The sequence below is a fragment of the Chitinivorax sp. PXF-14 genome, from assembly GCF_040812015.1.
In the GTDB taxonomy this organism is placed as follows: domain Bacteria; phylum Pseudomonadota; class Gammaproteobacteria; order Burkholderiales; family SCOH01; genus JBFNXJ01.
This window is the reverse complement of the sequence record NZ_JBFNXJ010000001.1, coordinates 340,619-363,042: the sequence shown is the minus strand read 5'-3', so window position 1 is coordinate 363,042 and position 22,424 is coordinate 340,619. Positions and strand designations below refer to the sequence as shown.

The 22,424-nt window shown below is 65.4% G+C and carries 20 protein-coding genes; 8 read left to right on the top strand and 12 right to left on the bottom strand.

The window, feature by feature from the left end:
- Nucleotides 1–69 precede the first annotated feature (69 nt).
- Nucleotides 70–219: a hypothetical protein gene (locus ABWL39_RS01685; RefSeq protein WP_367786564.1), complete on the top strand. Its 150-nt coding sequence runs from the start codon at nucleotides 70–72 to the stop codon at nucleotides 217–219.
- Nucleotides 220–254: 35 nt separating this feature from the next.
- Here ABWL39_RS01685 and nadC read toward each other — a convergent pair whose 3' ends face one another.
- The gene (nadC, locus tag ABWL39_RS01680) at nucleotides 255–1,088 is read right to left on the bottom strand and encodes a carboxylating nicotinate-nucleotide diphosphorylase (RefSeq protein ID WP_367786562.1); all 834 of its coding nucleotides are present in this window, start codon (nucleotides 1,086–1,088) and stop codon (nucleotides 255–257) included.
- 98 nt (nucleotides 1,089–1,186) lie between these two features.
- Between nadC and ABWL39_RS01675 the strand changes: the two genes are divergently transcribed.
- The gene (locus tag ABWL39_RS01675) at nucleotides 1,187–2,266 is read left to right on the top strand and encodes an FIST N-terminal domain-containing protein (protein WP_367786560.1); all 1,080 of its coding nucleotides are present in this window, start codon (nucleotides 1,187–1,189) and stop codon (nucleotides 2,264–2,266) included.
- A 13-nt stretch (nucleotides 2,267–2,279) separates the two neighbouring features.
- Entirely contained in the window at nucleotides 2,280–2,720 is a 441-nt protein-coding gene (locus ABWL39_RS01670; RefSeq protein WP_367786558.1) for a DUF1841 family protein, read from the top strand.
- A 136-nt stretch (nucleotides 2,721–2,856) separates the two neighbouring features.
- On the opposite strand, the gene ABWL39_RS01665 is transcribed toward ABWL39_RS01670, so the two are convergent.
- The 7 genes from ABWL39_RS01665 to ABWL39_RS01635 all read right to left on the bottom strand — a co-directional run bounded on the left by ABWL39_RS01665 (nucleotide 2,857) and on the right by ABWL39_RS01635 (nucleotide 8,635).
- On the bottom strand, nucleotides 2,857–3,177 hold the full coding sequence (locus ABWL39_RS01665; RefSeq protein WP_367786556.1) for a cytochrome c: 321 nt from the start codon (nucleotides 3,175–3,177) through the stop codon (nucleotides 2,857–2,859).
- An 8-nt stretch (nucleotides 3,178–3,185) separates the two neighbouring features.
- Nucleotides 3,186–3,464, bottom strand: coding sequence for a cytochrome c (locus ABWL39_RS01660; RefSeq protein ID WP_367786913.1), 279 nt, complete (start codon nucleotides 3,462–3,464; stop codon nucleotides 3,186–3,188).
- A gap of 288 nt (nucleotides 3,465–3,752) precedes the next feature.
- Nucleotides 3,753–4,997: a UDP-2,3-diacylglucosamine diphosphatase gene (locus tag ABWL39_RS01655; protein ID WP_367786554.1), complete on the bottom strand. Its 1,245-nt coding sequence runs from the start codon at nucleotides 4,995–4,997 to the stop codon at nucleotides 3,753–3,755.
- A 58-nt stretch (nucleotides 4,998–5,055) separates the two neighbouring features.
- Nucleotides 5,056–5,553 (bottom strand): peptidylprolyl isomerase, encoded by a 498-nt coding sequence (locus ABWL39_RS01650; protein ID WP_367786553.1) that lies wholly within the window; start codon nucleotides 5,551–5,553, stop codon nucleotides 5,056–5,058.
- A 59-nt stretch (nucleotides 5,554–5,612) separates the two neighbouring features.
- Nucleotides 5,613–6,194: a peptidylprolyl isomerase gene (locus ABWL39_RS01645; protein ID WP_367786551.1), complete on the bottom strand. Its 582-nt coding sequence runs from the start codon at nucleotides 6,192–6,194 to the stop codon at nucleotides 5,613–5,615.
- A 62-nt stretch (nucleotides 6,195–6,256) separates the two neighbouring features.
- Nucleotides 6,257–7,531, bottom strand: a complete 1,275-nt coding sequence (locus ABWL39_RS01640) for a L,D-transpeptidase family protein (RefSeq protein ID WP_367786550.1) — start codon at nucleotides 7,529–7,531, stop codon at nucleotides 6,257–6,259.
- A gap of 12 nt (nucleotides 7,532–7,543) precedes the next feature.
- On the bottom strand, nucleotides 7,544–8,635 hold the full coding sequence (locus ABWL39_RS01635) for a tetratricopeptide repeat protein (protein ID WP_367786548.1): 1,092 nt from the start codon (nucleotides 8,633–8,635) through the stop codon (nucleotides 7,544–7,546).
- Nucleotides 8,636–8,802: 167 nt separating this feature from the next.
- Between ABWL39_RS01635 and ABWL39_RS01630 the strand changes: the two genes are divergently transcribed.
- From ABWL39_RS01630 to ABWL39_RS01620, 3 genes are all read left to right on the top strand, one after another.
- Nucleotides 8,803–9,144: a DMT family protein gene (locus ABWL39_RS01630; protein WP_367786546.1), complete on the top strand. Its 342-nt coding sequence runs from the start codon at nucleotides 8,803–8,805 to the stop codon at nucleotides 9,142–9,144.
- Between the two features lie 98 nt (nucleotides 9,145–9,242).
- On the top strand, nucleotides 9,243–10,928 hold the full coding sequence (locus tag ABWL39_RS01625) for a glutamine--tRNA ligase/YqeY domain fusion protein (protein ID WP_367786544.1): 1,686 nt from the start codon (nucleotides 9,243–9,245) through the stop codon (nucleotides 10,926–10,928).
- 228 nt (nucleotides 10,929–11,156) lie between these two features.
- Nucleotides 11,157–11,672 (top strand): dihydrofolate reductase family protein, encoded by a 516-nt coding sequence (locus tag ABWL39_RS01620; RefSeq protein ID WP_367786543.1) that lies wholly within the window; start codon nucleotides 11,157–11,159, stop codon nucleotides 11,670–11,672.
- 358 nt (nucleotides 11,673–12,030) lie between these two features.
- On the opposite strand, the gene ABWL39_RS01615 is transcribed toward ABWL39_RS01620, so the two are convergent.
- The 4 genes from ABWL39_RS01615 to ABWL39_RS01600 form a co-directional block, all read right to left on the bottom strand.
- Nucleotides 12,031–13,827, bottom strand: coding sequence for a methyl-accepting chemotaxis protein (locus ABWL39_RS01615; protein WP_367786540.1), 1,797 nt, complete (start codon nucleotides 13,825–13,827; stop codon nucleotides 12,031–12,033).
- 179 nt (nucleotides 13,828–14,006) lie between these two features.
- Entirely contained in the window at nucleotides 14,007–15,236 is a 1,230-nt protein-coding gene (glcF, locus tag ABWL39_RS01610) for a glycolate oxidase subunit GlcF (RefSeq protein WP_367786538.1), read from the bottom strand.
- A gap of 3 nt (nucleotides 15,237–15,239) precedes the next feature.
- Complete coding sequence (gene glcE / locus ABWL39_RS01605) at nucleotides 15,240–16,289, bottom strand: glycolate oxidase subunit GlcE (protein ID WP_367786536.1); 1,050 nt, start codon at nucleotides 16,287–16,289, stop codon at nucleotides 15,240–15,242.
- Between the two features lie 25 nt (nucleotides 16,290–16,314).
- Nucleotides 16,315–17,754, bottom strand: a complete 1,440-nt coding sequence (locus ABWL39_RS01600; RefSeq protein ID WP_367786911.1) for an FAD-linked oxidase C-terminal domain-containing protein — start codon at nucleotides 17,752–17,754, stop codon at nucleotides 16,315–16,317.
- 293 nt (nucleotides 17,755–18,047) lie between these two features.
- Here ABWL39_RS01600 and aceE point away from each other — a divergent pair, with 293 nt between their 5' ends.
- Together aceE and aceF are read left to right on the top strand one after the other, a co-directional pair.
- Nucleotides 18,048–20,702: a pyruvate dehydrogenase (acetyl-transferring), homodimeric type gene (gene aceE / locus ABWL39_RS01595; RefSeq protein WP_367786534.1), complete on the top strand. Its 2,655-nt coding sequence runs from the start codon at nucleotides 18,048–18,050 to the stop codon at nucleotides 20,700–20,702.
- Nucleotides 20,703–20,715: 13 nt separating this feature from the next.
- Nucleotides 20,716–22,362, top strand: coding sequence for a dihydrolipoyllysine-residue acetyltransferase (gene aceF, locus ABWL39_RS01590; RefSeq protein ID WP_367786533.1), 1,647 nt, complete (start codon nucleotides 20,716–20,718; stop codon nucleotides 22,360–22,362).
- Nucleotides 22,363–22,424: the final 62 nt, after the last annotated feature.

Genomic DNA, 22,424 nt, shown 5'->3' with positions numbered 1-22,424 from the left:
GCGCATCCCCAGGCAATCTCCGCGGACAACACAGTGCCAGGCCGGCACACCATGTCACGGGGCTGGGCAATGATCGAAAAGACACCCCCTGCAGCCTCCAAGCTAGGCTTGTGCTCGCTCAAATGGCCGGGGGCCCTGCAGTTGCTGGACGACTTCAATCTCGGCCTGGCCGCCATCCGGGCCGACGGGCGTTACAGGCAGATCAGCGAGATGGAATGAGCCGGCGGCGCAGCACCGGCCATGAAGGGTGACGCTTACAGCTTGAAGCGCATCGAGAGATCGACGGCCTTGATGTCCTTGGTCAGGCGGCCGATCGAGATGCGATCGACACCCGTCGCGGCGATCGCAGCCACGGTATCGAGCCCGACGCCCCCCGAGGCTTCGAGCTCGGCCCGGCCAGCGGTCAACGCCACGGCCTCGCGCATCTGCTCGAGCGACATATTGTCGAGCAGGATCAGCTGGGCGCCGGCGTCGAGCGCGGTCTTGAGTTCGTCGAGGGTCTCCACCTCGATCTGGATGGTGACCCCGGGGCTGGCCAGCGCCTGCGCCTGGCGCATCACCTCGGCGATCGAGCCGGCCGCCATGATGTGGTTTTCCTTGATCAGGATGCCGTCGAACAGACCGATGCGCTGGTTGTAGCCACCGCCCACGGTCACCGCGTACTTGAGCGCGTGGCGCAGGCCGGGCAGGGTCTTGCGCGTATCCATGATCTTGGCGCGGGTGCCACGCGTGGCTTCGACATACTGGAGCGTGGCGGTCGCGACGGCAGACAGCGTCTGCAGGAAATTGAGCGCCGAGCGCTCACCCGTCAGCAGCGCCCGGGCCGGGCCGTAGAGCTCGCACAGGCGTTGGCCGGGTTCGACCGACTCCCCCTCTTTCACCAGCCAGAATACCTCGACAGCCTCATCCACCTGCTTGAAACAGGCCTCGAACCATGCGCTGCCGCAGATCACCGCGGCCTCGCGCGCGATCACGGTTGCCTCGCCGCGCCGGTCGGCCGCGATCAGCAGGGCGGTCAGGTCGCCGCTGCCGATATCCTCGGCGAGTGCGGTGGCGACGTTCTGGCGGATGATGTCGGCGAGGTTCATGGCTGGGCTCCTGTTTGCAGTCGCCGCCACTTTACTCAAGCGCGCCGCGGGCCGCAACCGCGGGCGGATGGCCGGCGCAGTATATAATGGCGCCCACGATGAGCCCGCTGACACTGAACACCCTGATCGCCGCCAGTGGCCTGGCCACCGGCCGGGCCGCCACACCCGAGCTGGCCTGCCGCGCCATCGATGAGGCACGCGAAAAAGCAGGCATGGACCGCGTGGGCTGCGTGCTGCTGTTTCTGAGCCAGGAATTCGCCGCCGACATCCGCCCCACACTGACGGCGGCGGCACGGGCCGTCGGCAGCACGCAAATCCTCGGGTGTACCGCACTGGGGCTCGCCAGCGACGAAGACTGGGTGCTCGATGGCCCCGCAGCCGCCGCGCTGGTGCTGGCCGAGGGCCACGGTTTCGCGTTGACCGGCCGGGCTGGGCCGGATGATCTGCTGCTGACACTGGCCGCCCCTAATGCCATCAACAGCACCTGGCTCGCAGCACCTGGGCGGCGTTTTGGCGGCGTTGCCGGCGACGCCACCGGGCACGGCCCCTATAGCGTGTTCTCGGGCGGCCGCGAACGGCCCGATGGCCACGGCGATCATCGCCTGCTCGGCCTTGAGGGGCGTGTCGGCGTGTCCTCCGGCTTCCGCCCGCTGGGCCGGCCGATGGCCGTCAGCGCCGCGCATGGCTTCGACCTGCTCGGCCTCGACGGCATGGCGCCGCTCGCCGCACTGATGCGCAGCCTGCCGCTGGACGGGCGCGACCGCCAGCCCCCCGAGTCGCAACTCGCGCTGATCGCGACAGCCGGCACGGTGGCGGCGACCGAGATTATCGGCCTGCTCAATATCGAGCCCGCCCGGGTAACCACCACGCGCCGCCTCGCTGTCGGCGAATCGGTGCAATGGGCCTGGCGCCAGCCACTGCACGCCGAACTGGAGATGGATCTGATGCTCGGCGAGCTCGCGCAGGGCGCCGCACCGCCGGCATTCGGACTGATGTTCTCCAGCGCCGGCCGTGGCCCCGGCTTCTACGGCGGAGAAGACCGCGACTGGTTGAGCTTCCGCCGACACTTTCCGGGCGTGCCGCTGTTGGCCTTGTATGGCAACGGTCAGGTATCGCCGCAACATCCGCAGGCGATCCAGGACAACGCGGCCGTCGTCGGCCTGTTCTGGCCCCATTGACCAAGGAAACACGATGTTCAACCCGACCCGCGACCAGGCGCGCCAGTTCTTCTTCGACACCTGGCGCAAGTACCACGCGCAGCAGCCGCTCACCGATCTGGAAAAGATCACGCTGACGATCCTGGCCGAGCACCCCGAATACCACGCGCTGCTCGACCAGCCCGAACGCTATGTCGACCGCGATTACGCCCCCGAGCACGGCGACATCAACCCCTTCCTGCATCTGTCCATGCACCTGGCGATCCAGGAGCAGCTGTCGATCGACCAGCCGGTCGGCATTCGCGATCTCTACCGCCAGCTGTGCGTGCAAAAGCAGGACGAGCATGCCGCCCTGCACGAGGTGATGGATTGCCTCGGCGAGATGATCTGGCATGCGCAGCGCTACCAGACGCAACCGGACCCCGCCATCTACTTCGCCTGCCTGCGCGGCAAGCTGGGGCTGCCCGAGGCCTGAGCAGGCGCGATAAAAAGGCCGGCCATGCCGGCCTTTGCTTGCAGCAAAGCGCTGAAAACGCGCCGCAAGCGGTAACGTACAAACAGTCGGCCGGGGCCGCGAAAGCAGCGGCCCCGGCCGTGTTCAGCGGATAGCGCTATTTTTTCGTATAGAGCGGGCTCGCCTGCTCGGCGAAGTAGGCTGCGACGTTGTGGACGTCTTCTTTCGACAAGGTCTGCGCGATCGGCGCCATGATGGCGTTCTTGCGCTTGCCGGACTGGTAGTCCTTCAGGGCCTGTACCAGGTATTCGTCGTACTGGCCGGCCAGGCGAGGGAAATCGGGGTTCTGGCTATTGCCATCGGCACCATGGCAGGCAGCACACACCTGCTGGGCCTTGGCCTTGCCCGCCTCGATATCGGCAGCCTGGGCGCCAAGCGCCACGCCCATGGCGAGAAATACTGCGGCAATCCGTTTCATAGTCCCCCCTATTTCGCCTGGCCGTAATAGGCGGCCAGGTCTTCCATGTCCTGATCGCTCAGGCTGCCGGCAATGGCGCGCATGCTCGGATGCTGGCGGTCGCCGCTCTTGTAGGCCGACAGCGCCTTGACGATGTATTGCGGATACTGGCCTGCAATCTTGGGGACGGGGTAAACGGTAGGGAATGCTGTCTTGTAGGTCTCGATGCCATGACAGCCTATGCACATCGCGTTCTTCTTGGCGCCGGCAGCCGGGTCGCCCGCGGCCTGTGCCGGCAACACGGCCATGCCAAGCAGTAAACCTGCCAGCAGTGCCTTTGCCTCCACTGATTTGTTGATCACGTTCTGCCTCTTGTGTTGTCTGCCTCGGAAATGGTTGAGCGCTCCGTCTCCAGTGCATCCCGCTTGCGGACCGCCACCAAGGCCATTGTAGCATCGGCCATGGGTGGCAACTAGGCTGCAAGCTCTAAATCAGGCAGGCATGACAACCCTCTGATTGCACGGTAAAAACACGGCAAAGCAACCGCCGGCACCGGCCATGCGGCCATGGTTGGGGCCCGCACTGCGGCAATGCCCTCAGGCGTGCCAGCGGTAGTGGGCGATCACCCTGTCATCGTCCTGCCCTTCGCGCTCCAGCACGAAGCCGAGCTTCTCGGCGATGCGGCGCGACGGCAGGTTTCCCACGGCGATGGTGGCGAGCAGGGTGTCGAAACCCCAGTTGTGGTGGCAGTAATCGAGAAATGCCCGCCCGACCTCGGTCGCCAGCCCCTGCCCCCAGTGGTCGGCGTGGACAGCGTAAATCAGCTCGGGCTCGCCATCGGTCGGCGAAGCGATGCCGATAAAGCCCCGCAACACGCCGCTCTGCCTGTCGACGACGGCAAAGGCGCCGTAGCCCTGGCGATCGTAGTTGAGCAGCGAGCGCTCGATCCACTGCCCGGTGATGTCCGGCGCCAGCACCTCGCCGTCGCCCATCCACGACATCAGCCGCGCATCGCTGCACAGCGCGTGAAAGGCGTCGAAGTCGCCACGCGTGAGTTCACGCACGATACAGCGTTCGGTCTCGAACAGCTCGCGCGGCGCACGCTCCGGCTCCAGGCCGTAGTGGCACAGCAGCCAGCCAGCGTCGTCGACGCGCAGGTAGCCGCCATGGCCCTGGTACCAGTCGGGCAGCACGATACGCTCGCAGGCATGGTCGTCCAGACTATACCAATGCCGCGCCGGGCGATGCGTATGCCCATGGATCAGCGGCAGGTAGGCCAGCTCGCGGAACAGCCCGAGCACCGCCTCGCGATTGACATCCATGATCCCGGCCGCCTTGGTCTGCTTGGCCATCTCGCTCTTCTGGCGGATCTGCGCGATTAGCGCCTTGCGCGCCGCCAGCGGCTGGGCGAGCACCTGCTGCAGCCAGGCCGGGTTACGCACCATCTGGCGGAAACGCTGGTATTCGACATCGTCGGTGCACAGGGCATCGCCGTGCGACAGCAGCACCTTGCGCCCGGCGATCTCTACCGCGCAGGGGTCGGCCAGCAGCGTCACCCCGGCCCGCTCGGCAAACGCAGGACCGAGCAGGAAGTCGCGGTTGCCATGCAGCAGGAACAGCCGCACGCCGGCATCCGCCAGTGCTCGCAGCCGGGTGGTGATGGCGGTGTTGAACGGGTCGTCGAGATCATCATCGCCGGCCCAGTATTCGAAGAAATCGCCGAGGATGTAGACGGCGTCGGCGGCCGGCGCCAGGTCCTGGCAGAAGCGCTCGAACAGCGCGACGGTTTCGGGTTCGTCGGCGCTCAGGTGCAGGTCGGAGATGAAGTAGATCGGTTTCATGGGCTCAAGACGAAAAAAGCGGGCGACCAGCGCCCGCTCGGGATGGCGATGCCGGAGATTACAATACTTCGGCGCGCTCGATCACTACGTCATCGACCGGAACATCCTGATGGAAGCCCTTGGAGCCAGTCTTGACCTTCTTGATCGCATCGACCACGTCCTGGCCGGCGCTGACCTTGCCGAACACGGCATAGCCGTAGCCGCGCGGATCGGGCGAGGTGAAGTTGAGGAAATCGTTGTTGGAGACGTTGATGAAGAACTGCGCCGACGCCGAGTGCGGATCCGGCGTGCGGGCCATGGCGACGGTATAGGCGTCGTTCTTCAGGCCGTTGTCGGCCTCGTTCTTGATCGTGGCGCGCGTCGGCTTCTGCTGCATGCCGGCCTCGAAGCCGCCACCCTGGATCATGAAGCCGTCGATCACGCGGTGGAACACGGTGCCGTTGTAGTGGCCGTCACGCACGTACTGGAGGAAGTTCTCCACGGTGACGGGCGCCTTTGCCTCGTCGAGTTCAATGGTGATCTCGCCGAAATTGGTAACGAGCTTGACGCTGGACATAATCGAATTCCTTGCAGAAGGTGGGAAAACGGGGCTGCCAACGGGCATCCCCTGGTCGTTTATTTCTTGGCCGGGGCTTTCTTGGCGGCCGGCGCGGCATCGATCAGCGATACGGATTCGATGACCACGGGCTTGAGCGGCACATCGCTCGCGGTGGGCACCACTTCGATCTTCCTGACCACGTCCATGCCCTCGACCACCTTGCCGAACACGGCATAGCCGAAGTCGCGCGCGCCATGGTTGAGAAAGACGTTGTCGTTGACGTTGATGAAGAACTGCGCCGAGGCCGAATCAGGGTCGGCCATGCGCGCCATGGCGATGGTGCCGGTGTCGTTCTTCAGGCCGTTGTCGGCCTCGTTCTTGATCGGTGCACGCGTTGGCTTTTCCTTCAGGTCCGCGGTCAGGCCGCCGCCCTGGATCATGAAATGCGGGATCACGCGGTGAAAGACCGTGCCCTTGTACTGGCCGCTCTTCACGTACTCGATGAAGTTGTCGACGGTCTTGGGGGCCTTGTCCGGGTAAAGTTCGAGCTTGATGGTCCCCATGCTGGTCTTCATTTCGACCACCGGGTTGGCGGCCAGCGCGGACAACGATGCGGCAGCCAGGGTGGCGCCAGCGAGCAGGGTGCGGACAAATCGCATGAATTCTCCTTGTAATGGAACACAGACGGCATCAGGCCAGGTCACTGGCCAGGGGCAGGCGCTCAGACCTGGCCCTCGTAGACAATCTTCCACTTGCCTTGTTCAAGTAGCCAGTATTGGCGCTTCTTCATCTTGTTGACCAGGTTGCTGCTCTCGTAATCCTGGTCGAACGTGACTTCGGCCATCGACTGCACGCCGGGGTAGCGGATCACGCTGACATTGGACAGCGTCACCTTGGCCCAGGCCTTGCCGGCATTGATCTGGCGCTTCTGCTGCGACCAGTCGTCGCGTTTCTGGTCATCCGCCTCGAAGTTCGGCGAATAGTGGTCGAGATAGCGATCGACGTCGAGGCTTTCCCAGTCGCGCCGCCAGTGCTCCACCTGCTGCATCAGGGCACCGCGCTGGCGCTGCCAGTCGGCCTGCGACAGCCAGGTCACGCCATTCGAGATGACGACGGGCGTGGTGCCGGTCTTGAGCAGATTGCCGACGGTTTCCATGTCCTGGTTGGTCAGCACCACACAGCCGTTGCTGGCCAATGGCGCCCGGCTGTAGGTCTCGTAGGGCACGCCGTGGAGCCAGATACCCTTGCCGGTGCGGCCTTGCCGCTTGTCCCAGGCATTCGGGTAGCTGAGCGGCCAGGCGCCGATGCCGTAAAGCTCGGCCGATTTGCCATAGATCTGGTCCAGCCGGGCACGCTCGAGCTTGCCGGTGACGCGATACACGCCGAGCGGCGTGCGCTGGTCGCCTTCTCGCGTCTTGATGAAACCCTTCTTGCCGATCGTGATGTAGAAATCGGAACGGTAGCGCGGTACGCCGTTGTCGTTCTGATAGACGTACAGGCGCGAGCGCGAGGTATCGACCAGCAACGCGTACTGCTGCTCGGGCGAGAGCTGCACCAGCTCGGCCGGCACCGCATCGGCCGGCGGCGGCGCCTGGTAGCGCGACAGGCGCACCATGGCCTCGTGGCGCAGGTCCTGCAGGGTGTCGGCCTGGGCACCCGAGGCGCTGCCAAACGAGGCGATGGGCTTGCCGCGCGCAAGCAGCAGGTCGCCCTTGATCAGATTGGCCAAGCGGAAATTGGGTTTGTCCTCGAGCAGGGCCTCGATGCTCTTCAAGGCCAGATCGAGCCGGTTCGCACGGATTTCCTGCAGGGCCTTGATCAACAGCGCTTCGGGCGTGGCAGGCAAGGCCAGCAAGCCATCCACGGCCTGCTTGGGCAGGCGCACGATGCCGGAACTCATCGAATTGGCGGTGGGGGGCGCCACGTACAGCACGCCGACCAGCACGATGATCAGGCGCGCTGCGGTCTTCAATGTATGGCGCTCAGGGCGCTTCATTGCAAAACTCACTTACTTGCCGACCCGCTCTTCCACGATCTGCCAGCTCTTGCCACTGCGCACCAGCACCAGCGTCTTGCCGGTGGAGGACTTCAACGCATCCGAGCGGTAATGCTGGGTGAACGACACCAGGACCCGATCGCCGTCGAACTTCACGCGCGGGCTTTCCACGCCGACGTCGATACGCTTGGCGCGGCTGATGCGGTCGCGCCGGGAGTCTTCCCACTTGTCGCGCGATTCCCCGCCCGGCGTCTTGAACGATTTGCCGTAGAAGCCCAGATAGGCGGACACCTTGCGGTCAGACCAGGCCTTGGCCCAGCCATCCACCGTCTTCAGCACCTCGCCCTCGGTATTGTCCTGGGCCTTGGGCTCGGCCACCGGCGCGGTAGCGGGTTTCTCGGCGACCTTTTCAAGCGGTTTTTCGACGGGCTTGTCAGCCGGCTTGGCGGGCTGCGGTGCAGGCACGACGACGGCCGGCTTGGCCGGGGCCACGGCGACCACGGGGGCGGGCTTGCTGGTCTGTGCGGCAGGCGCCACCGGCACGGCGGGCGTGGCCGGCAGCGCTACCGGCGCAGCAGGCTTGCTGACCGGGCTGGCGGGCACCTTGCTGAACAGCTCGCGGATCAGCGACAGCTTGGTCTGCGCCGCGTTGTTGGTCTTGTCGAGCTGCAGGGCCTTGTCGTAGGCCTGGCTGGCGAGCTTGGCGTAGATGTCGCCCAGGTTTTCATGGGCGACGGCATAGCTCGGGTGCGTCTGGATCGCCATCTCGAGCGACTGGCGCGCCTTGTCGAGCTGGTTCTGGCTGGCATAGAGCACGGCCAGGTTGTTGTAGGGCTCGGGCAGCTCGGGGTAATCCTGTGACAGCTCGGTAAACGCCTTGATCGCGTCCTGCGTGCGCCCCATCTCAGCCAGGACGAGCCCCCGCTGGAAGCGCACCTGGGCGTCCTTCGGGTTGCCTTGCAGGAACTTGTCGGCGCGCTCCAGCGCCTGCGCGTACTGCCCCTGTTTGACGAGCTTGGAGATTTCCTGCGGCTCGGCCCCGAGTGCCGGCAAGGCAGGAAGCAACGAAATCAGTGCGGCGGTAAGGAGTGAGCGAAATTTCATGGCTAGGGCTGAAGCGGTCTCGGGTTGGGCAAAAAACGGAATTTTATCAGAAAGGCATTTCCATCAACCACGCGCGGGCGCGCGAAAGTCGGGCCAGTCGCCACAAAAAATGAACTTCCAGGCGCAAGCAATTGTAGTATATACACTTTTATTCACCGCAATTTGTGATGTTCACACCCACCGTGCAGGCAGCCTTGCTGCTGACGGCCTCCAACGTCTTCATGACCTTCGCCTGGTACGCCCACCTGCGCAATATGGCGCAAAACCCTTGGTATATAGCAGCCATCGCGAGCTGGGGCATTGCCTTGTTCGAATACCTGCTGCAGGTGCCGGCCAACCGCATCGGCCATCAAGCGCTGAACCTGTCGCAACTGAAGATCATGCAGGAGGTCATCACCCTCTCGGTGTTCATTCCGTTTGCCGTGTTCTACATGCACCAGCCCTTCAAGTGGGATTATGTCTGGGCGGCAGCCTGCATGATGGGCGCGGTCTACTTCATGTTCCGCTGAGTGCGCCGGGGGCCTGATGCTGCGGCGCGACGCCTGACGGCAGCGCGGCTTATCGGGTAAAATCGCGCTCTTGCCAGATTTTTCGAGTCAGCCTTTCCATGAGCAGCGAAAACACCACGCCCGTCGTATCGAACTTCATCCGCAGCGTGATCGACGACGATCTCGCCAGCGGCAAGCACAAGGCCATCACCACCCGCTTCCCGCCCGAGCCGAACGGCTACCTGCACATCGGCCACGCCAAGTCGATCTGCCTCAACTTCGGCCTCGCGCTCGATTATCAGGGCCAGTGCAACCTGCGCTTCGACGACACCAACCCGGAGAAGGAGTCGGTCGAATACGCCGAGTCGATCCAGGAAACCGTGAAATGGCTGGGCTTCGACTGGGCCGGCGAGGTCAAGTGGGCATCGGATTATTTCGACCAGCTCTACGCCTATGCCGAAGAGCTGATCCAGGCCGGCAAGGCATTCGTGTGCGACCTGACGCCGGACGAGATGCGCGCCTACCGCGGCAACTTCTCCGAGCCGGGCAGGAACAGCCCCTACCGTGATCGCACGGCGGCCGAGAACCTCGACCTGTTCCGCCGCATGAAGGCAGGCGAATTCGAGGACGGCAGCAAGACGCTACGCCTCAAGATCGACATGGCCTCGCCCAACATCAACCTGCGCGACCCGGTCATCTACCGCATCAAGCGGGCGCACCACATCCGCACCGGCGACACCTGGTGCATCTACCCGATGTACGACTACACCCACTGCATCTCCGATGCGCTGGAACACATCACGCACAGCCTGTGCACGCTCGAGTTTGAAGACCACCGCCCGCTGTACGACTGGGTGCTCGACAACATCAGCATCGACAACCATCCGCAGCAGATCGAATTCTCGCGGCTCGAACTGCTCTACGCGCTGACCTCGAAGCGCAAGCTCAACCAGCTCGTGACCGAAAACCGGGTGAGCGGCTGGGACGACCCGCGCATGCCCACCATCGCCGGCATGCGCCGCCGCGGCTACTCGCCGGCCGGCATCCGCCTGTTCGCACAGCGCTGCGGCGTGTCGAAGAGCGAAAACGTGCTCGAATACTCGGTGCTCGAAGGCGCCGTACGCGAAACGCTCGAAGCCGAGGCACCGCGCGTGATCGCCGTGCTCGACCCGATCAAGGTCACGCTGAACAACTTCGAGCCCGGTGTCACCGGCTCGCGCAGCGCGCCTTTCCACCCGCATCACCCCGAGTTCGGCGAGCGCGAGGTGCCGATCGCGCAGACCATCTACATCGAGCGCGACGACTTTGCCGAAGTGCCACCGCCGGGCTGGCAGCGCCTGACACCGGGCGGCGAAGTGCGCCTGCGCTACAGCTACGTGATCAAGTGCGACGAGGTAATCAAGGACGCCGACGGTAACGTCATCGAACTCAAGTGCTCGCTCGACCCGGCCACGCTGGGCCAGAACCCGGTCGGCCGCAAGGTCAAGGGCGTGATCCACTGGATCAGCGCCGAGCATGCGATCGAGGCCGAGGTGCGGCTCTACGACCGCCTGTTCAACGAGCCGCGCCCCGACGCGGTGCGTGGCGAAGACGGCAACTATGTCGAGTTCACGCGCTTCCTCAATGCCGAGTCGCTGAAGACGATCACCGGCTATGTCGAGGCCTGCGTGCGCGATGCGGCACCCGAGTCGCGCTACCAGTTCGAGCGCGTCGGCTATTTCGTGACCGACCGCTTCGACCACCAGCCGGGCGGCAAGCCGGTGTTCAACCGCACTGTGGGCCTGAAGGACAGCTTCGCCAAGTAAGGTTAAGCCCGTGGCCCCGCCGGACGCGGGTTCAGGCTGCCCGTCAGTGGGCAGCATCGCCACGGTTGGGGCAGAATAGCGGCCGCACCGCAAGCCCCACGCGTTCGCGACGCGGCGTCAGGCCCGCCCAAGGCTGTCGCAAGCACGCAACAAAAGAGCCGCAATTGCGGCTTTTTTGTTGACCGGGCGTATTGCAGCACTTAGCTTGAAATAATAAAGGGAGACATTATGCGTCCACTGAGCCTCTTCATCTCGACCAGCCTCGACGGCTACATCGCCAGCCCGGATGGCAGCGTCGACTGGCTGTTGTCGGACCAGGATTACGGCTACACCGCCTTCTACGACAGCATCGACACGGTCGCCATGGGGCGGCACACCTGGGAACAGCTCAAGGCCTTCGGCGACTATCCCTATGTCGGCAAGCGCGGCGTGGTGTTCTCGCGCGAGCTCGGCGGGCAGTCCGACCCGAACATCAGCTTCATCACCGCGCCGGCGCACGAGTGGCTGGCCGAGGCCAAGCACCAGCCGGGCCGCACGATCTGGCTCATGGGCGGCGCCTCGCTCGTCGATACCTGCCTGCAGCACGACCTGATCGACGAATTCATCCTCTCCATCCACCCGGTGCTGCTCGGCGAAGGCCTGCCACTGTTCCGTGCGGGCGGCCCGCGGCTCGCGCTGGAGCTGATCGACAGCCAGCATTTCAGCAGCGGCCTGGTGCAGCTGACTTACCGCCGCAGCCGCTGACCGCCACGCGAGCCTGGCGTCGCCAAGCGGCATATCAGCACCCCAGGTCGAGTCCGAGCCAGAAGCCGGCACACGGCGGCGAACGGCGCGGCATCACACACGGAGAAGGGGCAAGAGACCAGGGCTTGCTTGCACACCAAGCGCTGGAGAATGAACGGGGGATTCGGGCGCTGGGCGCTATCGCAGCCCCGCACACCCGATATCGCGGCCAGGCTGCGCGCCGGTCTCAGGCACGGCCAGGCGGCGCCGGCTGCCGCGCCGATTGAATTGAACCTGGGACGGTGGGCGGTGGCACATCGAATCACTGGCGGCGATGTCCACCGTTTCCAGCTCGATGAGCCACGCAGCCCTTTGCGGATTACCCTTCCAGCATCATCTGCGGATCGAAGCCGAAGCGCAGGCCGCCCCAGTGGCGCCCATCGACGTACACCGGCAGGTCGATCTCGGTCATGATCTCGCCCGTATCGCGCAGATAGGTCTGCAACAGGAAGGGCAAGGTGTTCTTGGCGGCCTTCAGACCTGCGGTATCGTTGAACAGCCGTTTGTCGCGGCTGTTCACCAGGTCCGTCTCGGGGTTGCCGGTTGGCGCCTGCGAGTACCAGCTGTTGTGGCTCGGGCCATAGCCGTTGCTGTCGACGAGCAGCGCGAACTTGCCCCCCGTCACGTCCTTGACCAGTTGATCATATTCACGCTGGAACACGGTGGCGAACTGCTCGTCGTAGGCCGTATGGTATTTCTGCGGGTGGGTGCCCTGGATCGCCCGGTAGCGCTGGTCGAACACATCGATGCCCTGGCGCTTGATGTCGCCGATCTTCGCCGCCATGCGGTCCCGATAGCCCATCACGACCTGGATCGCCTTGTCGAAGTCGCCCACGCCGACCACGAAGCGGCCGATCAGCTCCTGCACCTGGTCGGACACGGCCGACAGGTCGCGCGTCGAGGCCTCGGAGCGCGACATCTGCGTCGACACTTCCAGGGTCAGGTGATGGATCTGCGACACGTTCTGGTTGACATCCGCGTTGGTCGCCGCGATCTCGCCCATGCGCCCGGCGATTTCCTGCAGGCTCGTCGCCGCCATTTCGAAGTCGCCGACCATTTTCGCGAAATGCTGTGACGACTTGCTCACCACCTCGTTGGCGATCGCGCTGTCCTGCTTGATCTCGTCGGTCTGGCGCAGCGTGTCGTTGACCTGGCCCAGCATCATGTCGATATCGCTCGAGATGTCGTCGGTCGCCAGGCGCACGCGCTCGGCAAGCTTGCGCACCTCGTCCGACACCACCGCGAAGCCGCGCCCCGCTTCGCCCGCGCGCGCCGCCTCGATGGCGGCGTTGAGCGCCAGCAGGTTGGTCTGGTCGGAGATTTCCTTGATCAGCCCGACGATGCTCTTGACCGAGGTCGAGCGCTCGTTGAGCGCCGACACCGTGCCGCTGAAGCTGGCGACCTTCAGGCTGATCTGGTTGATGCGGCCGGTCAGGTCCAGGAGCTCCTCGTACGAGGCCTTGGCCATCACCAGGTTGTCGGCCGTCGTGGTGGCCAGCGCCGTCGCGCGCTGGTTGACGTTGTCGATGCGTTCGGTGGTCTCGGTGCTGGCCTGGTAGACCTGCTGCGCCAGCCTGTCCTGCGTGCCTGCACTCTGGTTCGAGTCGCGCACGTTCTTGAGCGTCTTGGCCGATTCCATCGCGATGTGCACGGTCATCTTGCGCACATTGCTGATGATGTCGCGCAGCCGTCCGATGAAGCGGTTATGCGCTTCGGACAGTTCGCGCAGCTCGTCGTAGGTGATGGCCGGCACGTCCTTCGACAGATCGCCCTCGCCGGCGCCGATGTCGTTGAAGATACCGATGATGAGCTTGATCGGGCGCACGATCAGGTAGCGCAGGTACCAGATCATGAAACCGGTGAACAGCAGCGACAGCACGGTCAGCGACAGCACCACATACCAGGCGCCATTGAGCTGGGATTGCAGTCTGGCCAGGCTGGCGCTTTCCATGCCGGCCTGCTTGAGCGCCGCCTCGAAATCGCCAAAGGCGGACCACACGGCCCACAGCACCAGCAACTGGAACAGCATCACGAAACCAAGGCTGCACAGCTTCTTGGTCAGCGAGTTCCAGAATGTTTTCTCGATGAAGGTATAGGTCCGCCAGAACCAATCCATAGCGGGTCTCCGGTTTCCGATGGTTATTGTCTATGGGCGCAGAGGATGCCCGAAGTTAATGAAACAGAAAAGAAGAATATTAGTGACTATTGATTCTCCTCAACGGGGAAACTGCTGTGTTGTTTATAGACCGGCCCGGCCGGAAACCAAATATCGGTAACGCCCGCCGGCCCTGGCCCTCAGCCGGCCAGGCAGGCGTCGAGCAGCGTCACCCAATGCTGCACGGGTGTATCGGAGGCGGCCTGCAGAAAGGCCAGGCAGCCGATATTGGCCGTCGCGATCGCCACCGGCGAGCCCGCCGTGAGCGCCCCCACCTTGTTGTCGCGCAACTGGCCGGCCAGCTCGGGCTGCAGCATCGAATAGGTGCCGGCCGAGCCGCAGCACAGGTGCGCGTCGGCCACCGGCGTCAGTTCGTAGCCCGCGGCCTGCAGCAGCGGCTCCACCACGTCCTTGAGCCGCTGCCCATGCTGGAGCGAACAGGGCGCATGGAAGGCGAGCCGGGTCCCGCCAGCCACCGGCCGCAACAGCCCGCGCAACGCGGGCATCTCGGCGGCCAGCACCTCGGCCACGTCGCGCGCCAGCAGCGACACGCGCGCCGCACGCTCGGCATAGCGCGGGTCGTCCCGCAGCAGGTAGCCATAATCCTTGACCTGGGCGCCGCAGCCGCTCGCGGTGATGACGATGCCCTCGGCATCGGCTTCCAGCTGCGGCCACCAGGCGTCGATATTGCGTCGGGCGTAATCGAGCCCGTCCTGGTGAAAGCCCAGATGCTGGCTCACCGCGCCACAACAGCCGGCCGCCGCGGCGCGGACCAGCTCGATGCCAAGCCGGTCGAGCACGCGCGCGGTCGCCGCGTTGATGGCCGGCGCCATCGCCGGCTGCACACAGCCGTCCAGCAACAGCATCTTGCGTGGATGACGGCGCTGCGGCCAGCGGCCGACCGGCATGGCTGTGGGTATCTTGCGCACCAGCGGGCGCGGCAGCAACGGCCGGGCCAGGCGCCCCGCCCGCAATGCCAGGGCAAACCACGGGCCGCGCGGCAACACGCTGTTGAGCCAGATCCGGCGGAACTTGAGCTCGGGGATGCGGCCGACTTCGCCATCGAGCACGCGTCTGCCCGCTTCGACCAGATGGCCATACTGCACGCCCGACGGGCAGGTGCTCTCGCAGGCACGGCAGGTGAGGCAGCGGTCGAGGTGCAGCTGCGTCTTCTCGGTCACCTCGCGGCCTTCCAGCATCTGCTTGATCAGGTAGATGCGGCCGCGCGGCCCGTCGAGCTCGTCGCCGCGCAGCTGGTAGGTCGGGCAGGTGGCGTTGCAGAAGCCGCAATGCACGCAGGCCTGGATCAGGCCCGCGGCCTCGATGGCATCGGGGTCGTGTGCGAATTTTGGGGCGAGTTCGGTGTGCATGGTTCAGAGGTCGGGATAGAGCCGGCCGCGATTGAACACCCCGGCCGGGTCGAACTGCTGCTTGAGGCGCCGATGCAGCGCCAGCAGTGCGGGTGCCTGCGGCGTGAACACCCCGCCCGTTTTGTCGCTGGCGCGGAACAGCGTGGCATGGCCGCCGGCACTATGAGCAGTCGCGCGCACCGCCTCGGCCGCCGCGTGGCTGCGCAGCCAGCGCAAAGCGCCGCCCCACTCGATCAGCTGGACACCATCGAGCGCCAGCGGGGATGCCATCGCAGGCAGCGACAGGCGCCACAGCGGCGCGGCGCCAGCGAAGAAGGCGAGGCGCTGCTCACGCAGCCCGTGCCAGAATGCCTCGCCATCGGCCACCGCCTCGCCGCCCAGCCGGGCGCGGCCCTGGGCCACTGCTGGTGCGGCGCCGGAAAGCCTGATCCACAGCCGATCTTCAGCCCATGCGGTGGCGGACAGCGGCAGCGCCTGCCCCGCCCATTCATTGCAGCGGCGTATCGCCTCGGCCTGGCCCATCGCGAAGACGAGCGTCAGCTCGGTGGCTGGCCGTGGCGCGATCTTCAGCGTCACCTCGGTCAGCACGCCGAGGCAGCCAAGGCTGCCGGCCATCAGCCGCGAGACATCGTAGCCGGCGACATTCTTCATCACCTTGCCGCCGAAGCGGAGCTGGTCGCCACGGCCATCGAGCAGCCTGACGCCGAGCAGGTAGTCGCGTACGGCGCCGGCATAGGCGCGGCGCGGGCCGGCCAGCCCCGCAGCCACCATGCCGCCGACAGTCGCGCCGACGCCGAAATGCGGTGGCTCGAAGACAAGCATCTGACCGCACTCGGCCAGCGCCAGCTCGACCTCGGCGAGCGGCGTGCCGGCACGGGCGGTCAGATACAGCTCGCTCGGCTCGTAATCGACGATGCCGCGATAGCCCGACAGATCGAGTACCTCGCCCTGCGGCGGCTCGCCGTAAAAATCCTTGCTACCGCCGCCACGTATCTGCAGCGGGGCGCGCTGGGCGCCAGCCTGGCGGATGGCGTCGATGATGGGATCGAGCAATGCGGGCTCCATTCGAAAACGCGGCTCAGAAACGCGGCAGCTCGGGATACGGCAGCTGCCCGTGGTGGACGTGCATCGCGCCGTATTCGGCGCAGCGATGCAGCGTCGGGATCGCCTTGCCCGGGTTCAGCAGCTCGGCGGGGTCGAAGGCGTGCTTGATCGCGTGGAACAGCATCAGCTCGGCTGCGGCGAACTGCACGCACATCTGGTTGATCTTCTCCATGCCCACGCCGTGTTCGCCGGTAATGGTGCCGCCGACCTCGACGCACAGCTCGAGTATCCTGGCGCCGTATGCCTCGGCGCGATGGAGCTGCTCCGGCTTCGAGGCATCGTAGAGGATCAGCGGGTGCAGGTTGCCGTCACCGGCATGGAACACATTGACGCAGCGCAGGCCGAACTCGCGCGACAACTCGGCGATGCCGCGCAGCACGCGCGCCAGGGCCTTGCGCGGGATCGTGCCGTCCATGCAGTAGTAATCGGGGCTCAGCCGCCCGGCGGCGGGAAAGGCACCCTTGCGGCCGGCCCAGAACTTCATGCGCTCTGCCTCCGATTGCGACACGCGGATCTCGCTTGCACCGCAATCACGCAGCAGCGCGGTCACGCGCGCGATTTCGTCGGCCACCTCCTCCGGCGTGCCGTCGGCTTCGCACAGCAGGATGGCCTCGGCATCGAGCGGATAGCCCGCGTGCACGAAGGCCTCGGCCGCCGCTGTCGCGGGCTTGTCCATCATTTCGAGGCCGGCCGGGATGATGCCGGCGGCGATGATGGCCGCCACCGCGTCGCCGGCTGCCTCGACGCTGGCAAACGCCGCCAGCGCTACCTGCGCGAGCTCGGGGCGTGGCAGCAGCTTGACGGTGACTTCGGTGACCACGCCGAGCAGCCCTTCCGAGCCTATCATCAGCGCCAGCAGGTCGAAGCCGGGGCTGTCGAGCGCCTCCGAGCCGATGTCGAGCACCTCGCCGTCGATGGTCACCACGCGCAGGCGCAGGATGTTGTTCACGGTGAGGCCATACTTGAGGCAATGCACACCGCCGGCGTTTTCGGCCACGTTGCCGCCGATGCTGCAGGCGATCTGGCTCGACGGGTCGGGCGCATAGTAGAGGCCGTGCGGCGCGGCCGCCTCGGAGATCGCCAGATTGCGCACGCCGGGCTGCACCCGCGCGGTGCGACCCAGCGGGTCGAGCGCCACGATGCGGTTGAGCCGGGCCAGCGACAGCAGCACACCGTTGGACAGCGGCAGGGCGCCGCCCGACAGGCCTGTACCGGCGCCACGCGCCACCACCGGCACGCCCTGTGCCGCGCAGGTCTGCAGCACCGCCACCACCTCGGCCTCGCTCGTTGGCAGCGCCACGATCCACGGGGTCTCGCGATAGGCCGACAGGCCGTCGCATTCATACGGGCGGGTATCTTCGGTGTCGCTCAGCAGCGCGAGTTGCGGCGCGGCCGCTTGCAGCGCGCGCAGCATGGTGTGGAGGCCGACATCGGGGCGGGGGACGCTAGGCATCGTGCGGGGGCTCTCTCGGCGCGTTTTCGGGGCATTGTCCGCTACGAGTGTAGACCACGCAATCGGCCACAGAAGCGAACCTAGGGACTTTCCCTGTGATACCCCGGTTTTCCGGGTTATTCCCAATTCAAGCCGTTGCGCCCGGCGTGTGTAATCCGCATCACCCCGCGAATAGAGCTATAACACGAATGCCGTGTCCGCCGCGCCATCCGCGACGGACTCATCACTGCAAATTCAACAAGGAAGCGCACACCATGGCCGAACTCCCACCAGACCTCGACCCGCAAGAGACGAGAGAGTGGCTCGAAGCGTTGGACGCCGTCATTGCGAACGAAGGGGGCGAGCGCGCCCACTTCCTGCTCGAAAAACTGATTGGTGAAGCCCGCCAGCAAGGCGCGGACATCCCGTTCAGCGCCAACACGCAATACGTGAACACCATCCCGGCGGACCAGCAGCCGCAGTTCCCCGGCAATACCACGATCGAGCACAAGATCCGCGCCTACACGCGCTGGAACGCCATGGCCATGGTGCTGCGCGCGAACAAGGACACCAACGTCGGCGGCCATATCGCCTCGTTCGCCTCGGGCGCGACGCTGTACGACGTCGGCTACAACCACTTCTGGCATGCACCGAGCGACAGCCACGGCGGCGACCTCGTGTTCGTACAGGGCCACTCGGCGCCGGGCATCTATTCGCGTGCCTTCCTGCTGGGCCGCCTGACACCGGAGCAGATGGACAGCTACCGCCAGGAAGTCGGCGGCAAGGGCCTCTCCAGCTACCCGCACCCGTGGCTGATGCCGGAGTTCTGGCAGTTCCCGACCGTATCGATGGGCCTGGGCCCCTTGATGGCGATCTACCAGGCCCGCTTCATGAAATACCTGCAGGACCGTGGCCACGCCACCACCGATGGTCGCAAGGTATGGGCCTTCTGCGGCGACGGCGAGATGGACGAGCCGGAATCGATGGGCGCAATCGGCATGGCCGGCCGCGAGAAGCTCGACAATCTGGTGTTCGTCATCAACTGTAACCTGCAGCGCCTGGACGGCCCGGTGCGCGGCAACGGCAAGATCATCCAGGAACTCGAAGCGGACTTCCGCGGCGCCGGCTGGAACGTGATCAAGCTGGTATGGGGCACCAAGTGGGACGCCCTGCTCGCCCGCGACAAGAAGGGCATCCTGGTCAAGCGCATGATGGAATGCGTGGACGGCGAATACCAGACGATGAAGTCGAAGGACGGCGCCTACGTCCGCGAGCACTTCTTCAACACGCCGGAACTCAAGGAGCTGGTCGCCGACTGGTCCGACAAGGACGTGTGGGACCTGAACCGCGGCGGCCACGACCCGGCCAAGATCTACGCCGCCTTCAAGGCCGCGAGCGAGTCGAAGGGCCAGCCGACCGTGATCCTCGCCAAGACGGTGAAGGGCTATGGCATGGGCCATGCCGGTGAGGCGATGAACATCACCCACCAGCAGAAGAAAATGGATCTCGACGCGATCCGCCAGTTCCGCGATCGTTTCGACATCCCGGTGTCGGACGACAAGCTCGAGGAAGTGCCCTACGTCACCTTCCCCGAAGGCTCGCCCGAGCTCGAATACATGCGCGGCCACCGCATGGCGCTGGGCGGCTACCTGCCGGCCCGCCGCCGCAAGTCGCACTCGCTCGAAATCCCGGCACTGTCGGCATTCGACACGCTGTTGCAAGCCTCGGCCGAAGGCCGCGAATACTCGACCACCATGGCCTTCGTGCGCATGCTCAACACGCTGATGAAGGACAAGCAGGTCGGCAAGTATGTCGTGCCCATCGTGCCCGACGAATCGCGCACCTTCGGCATGGAAGGCATGTTCCGCCAGTTCGGTATCTGGAGCCAGGTAGGCCAGAACTACGTGCCGCAGGATGCCGACCAGCTGATGTTCTACAAGGAATCGAAGACCGGCCAGATCCTGCAGGAAGGCATCAACGAGCCGGGCGCGATGTGCGACTGGATCGCCGCCGGTACCGCCTACAGCACGCATGGCGTGCCGATGATTCCGTTCTACATCTACTACTCGATGTTCGGCTTCCAGCGCGTTGGCGACCTGGCCTGGGCGGCGGGCGACATGCGCACCCGTGGCTTCCTGCTCGGCGGCACCGCTGGCCGCACCACACTGAATGGCGAAGGCCTGCAGCACGAAGACGGCCACTCGCACATCCAGGCCGGCCTGATCCCGAACTGCGTCAGCTACGACCCGACCTTCGGCTACGAAGTCGCCGTGATCGTGCAGGACGGCCTGCGCCGCATGTATGCCGAGCAGCAGGACGTTTACTACTACATCACGCTGATGAACGAGAACTACGCGCACCCGGCCATGCCGGCCGGTGCCGAGGCCGGCATCATCAAGGGCATGTACCAGTTCAAGAAGGGCGGCGACGGCAACCTGCGCGTGCAGCTGCTGGGCTCCGGCACCATCTTCAACGAAGTCATCGCCGCAGCCGAGCTGCTCAGGGCCGATTGGGGCGTCGAAGCCGACCTGTGGTCCTGCCCGAGCTTCAACGAACTGGCCCGCGACGGCCAGGCCACCGAGCGCTGGAACATGCTGCACCCGGCCGAAGCGCCGCGCCTGTCGCACGTCGGCGAATGCCTGAAGGATGCGCAAGGCCCGGTCATCGCCGCCACCGACTACATCCGCCTCTACGCCGAGCAGATCCGCGCCCACGTGCCGGGCAAGTACACGGTACTGGGCACCGACGGCTTCGGTCGCTCGGATACGCGTGAACAGCTGCGCCACTTCTTCGAGGTCAACCGCTACTTTATCACGCTCGCCGCGCTGAAGTCGCTCGCCGACGAAGGCAAGCTCGACCGCAGCAAGGTAGCGCAAGCGATGGCCAAGTACGGGCTCGACGCCGACAAACCGGCGCCGTGGACAGTGTAAGGGGGACGACGAGATGACGATTGAAATCAAAGTCCCCGATATCGGTGGATTCGACGCGGTAGCGGTGATCGATGTTGCGGTGAAGGCCGGCGACACCATCGCCGTGGACGACACGCTGATCACGCTGGAAACCGACAAGGCCACGATGGATGTGCCCGCATCGGCCGCCGGCGTGGTCAAGGAAGTGAAGATCAAGGTAGGCGACAAGGTCAGCGAAGGCTCGGTGATCGTGGTGGTGGAAGCAGCAGGCGCTACGGCGGCTGCGCCACAAGCTGCCGCGCCAGCACCCGCCCCGGCACCTGCGTCGGCACCAGCCCCCGTAACCCCGGCTCCAGCAGCGGCCCCAGCACCTGCTGCACCAGCCGCCAGTGGCGGCACGGTGGAAGTCCGCGTACCCGACATCGGCAATTTCAACGGTGTCGACGTGATCGAAGTCGCGGTCAAGGCCGGCGACACGGTCAAGGTCGATGACACCTTGATCACGCTCGAAACCGACAAGGCCACGATGGACGTGCCATCGAGCGCGGCCGGTGTGGTGCAGAGCGTTGCCGTCAAGGTTGGCGACAAGGTGACGCAGGGCGACCTGGTGATCACCGTCGCGGCGAGCGGCGCGGCACCTGCACCGCAGGCAGCGGCAGCATCAACAACACCGGCTACCGCAGCACCCGTTCCAGCGCCGGCGCCAGCCGCCCCGAAAGCCGCGCCAGTGGCCGCTGCCAGCGCAGTAGTCGATGAGGCGGGATTCAAGTCCGCGTTCGCCAGCCCCTCGGTGCGTAAGTTCGCCCGCGAGCTCGGCGCCGATCTCGGCCGCGTCAAGGGCTCCGGCCCCAAGGGCCGCATTCTCGAAGACGACGTCAAAGCCTTCGTCAAGGGCGTGCTGACCTCGCCCGCCGCTGCCGCACCGGCAGCCGCCGGCACCGGCGTCGGGCTCGACCTGCTGCCCTGGCCCAAGGTCGATTTCGCCAAGTTCGGCGCGATCGAAACCAAACCGCTGTCGCGCATCAAGAAGATTTCCGGCGCCAACCTCGCGCGCAACTGGGTGATGATTCCGCACGTCACGCAATTCGACGAGGCCGACATCACCGAGATGGAAGCCTTCCGCAAGCAGATGGGTGACGAGCTGAAGAAGCAGGATGTGAAGCTGACCCCGCTCACCTTCCTGATCAAGGCAGCGGTCGCCGCGCTGAAGAAATTCCCCGAGTTCAACGCCTCGCTCGATGGCGACAACCTGGTGCTGAAGCAGTACTTCCACATCGGCTTCGCGGCCGACACGCCGAACGGCCTGGTCGTGCCGGTGATCAAGGATGCCGACAAGAAATCGCTGATCGAGTTGGCCAATGAATCTGGCGCGCTGGCAGCCAAGGCGCGTGACGGCAAGCTGCTGCCGACCGACATGCAAGGCGGCTGCTTCTCGATCTCCAGCTTGGGCGGCGTCGGCGGGACGGCGTTCACGCCCATCGTCAACGCGCCGGAAGTGGCGATCCTCGGCGTCTCAAAATCGGCGATCAAGCCGGTGTGGAACGGCAAGGAATTCGCGCCGCGCCTGATGCTGCCGCTGAGCCTGAGCTACGATCACCGCGTGATCGACGGCGCCTCGGCGGCCCGCTTCACCACGTATCTCGGCCAAGTCCTGGGCGACATCCGCCGCCTGATGCTGTGATGCACATGTAGGGTGGGTGCGCGTTGCGGCCCACCGAACAACTGCTGGCGTCGGGCTCGCGC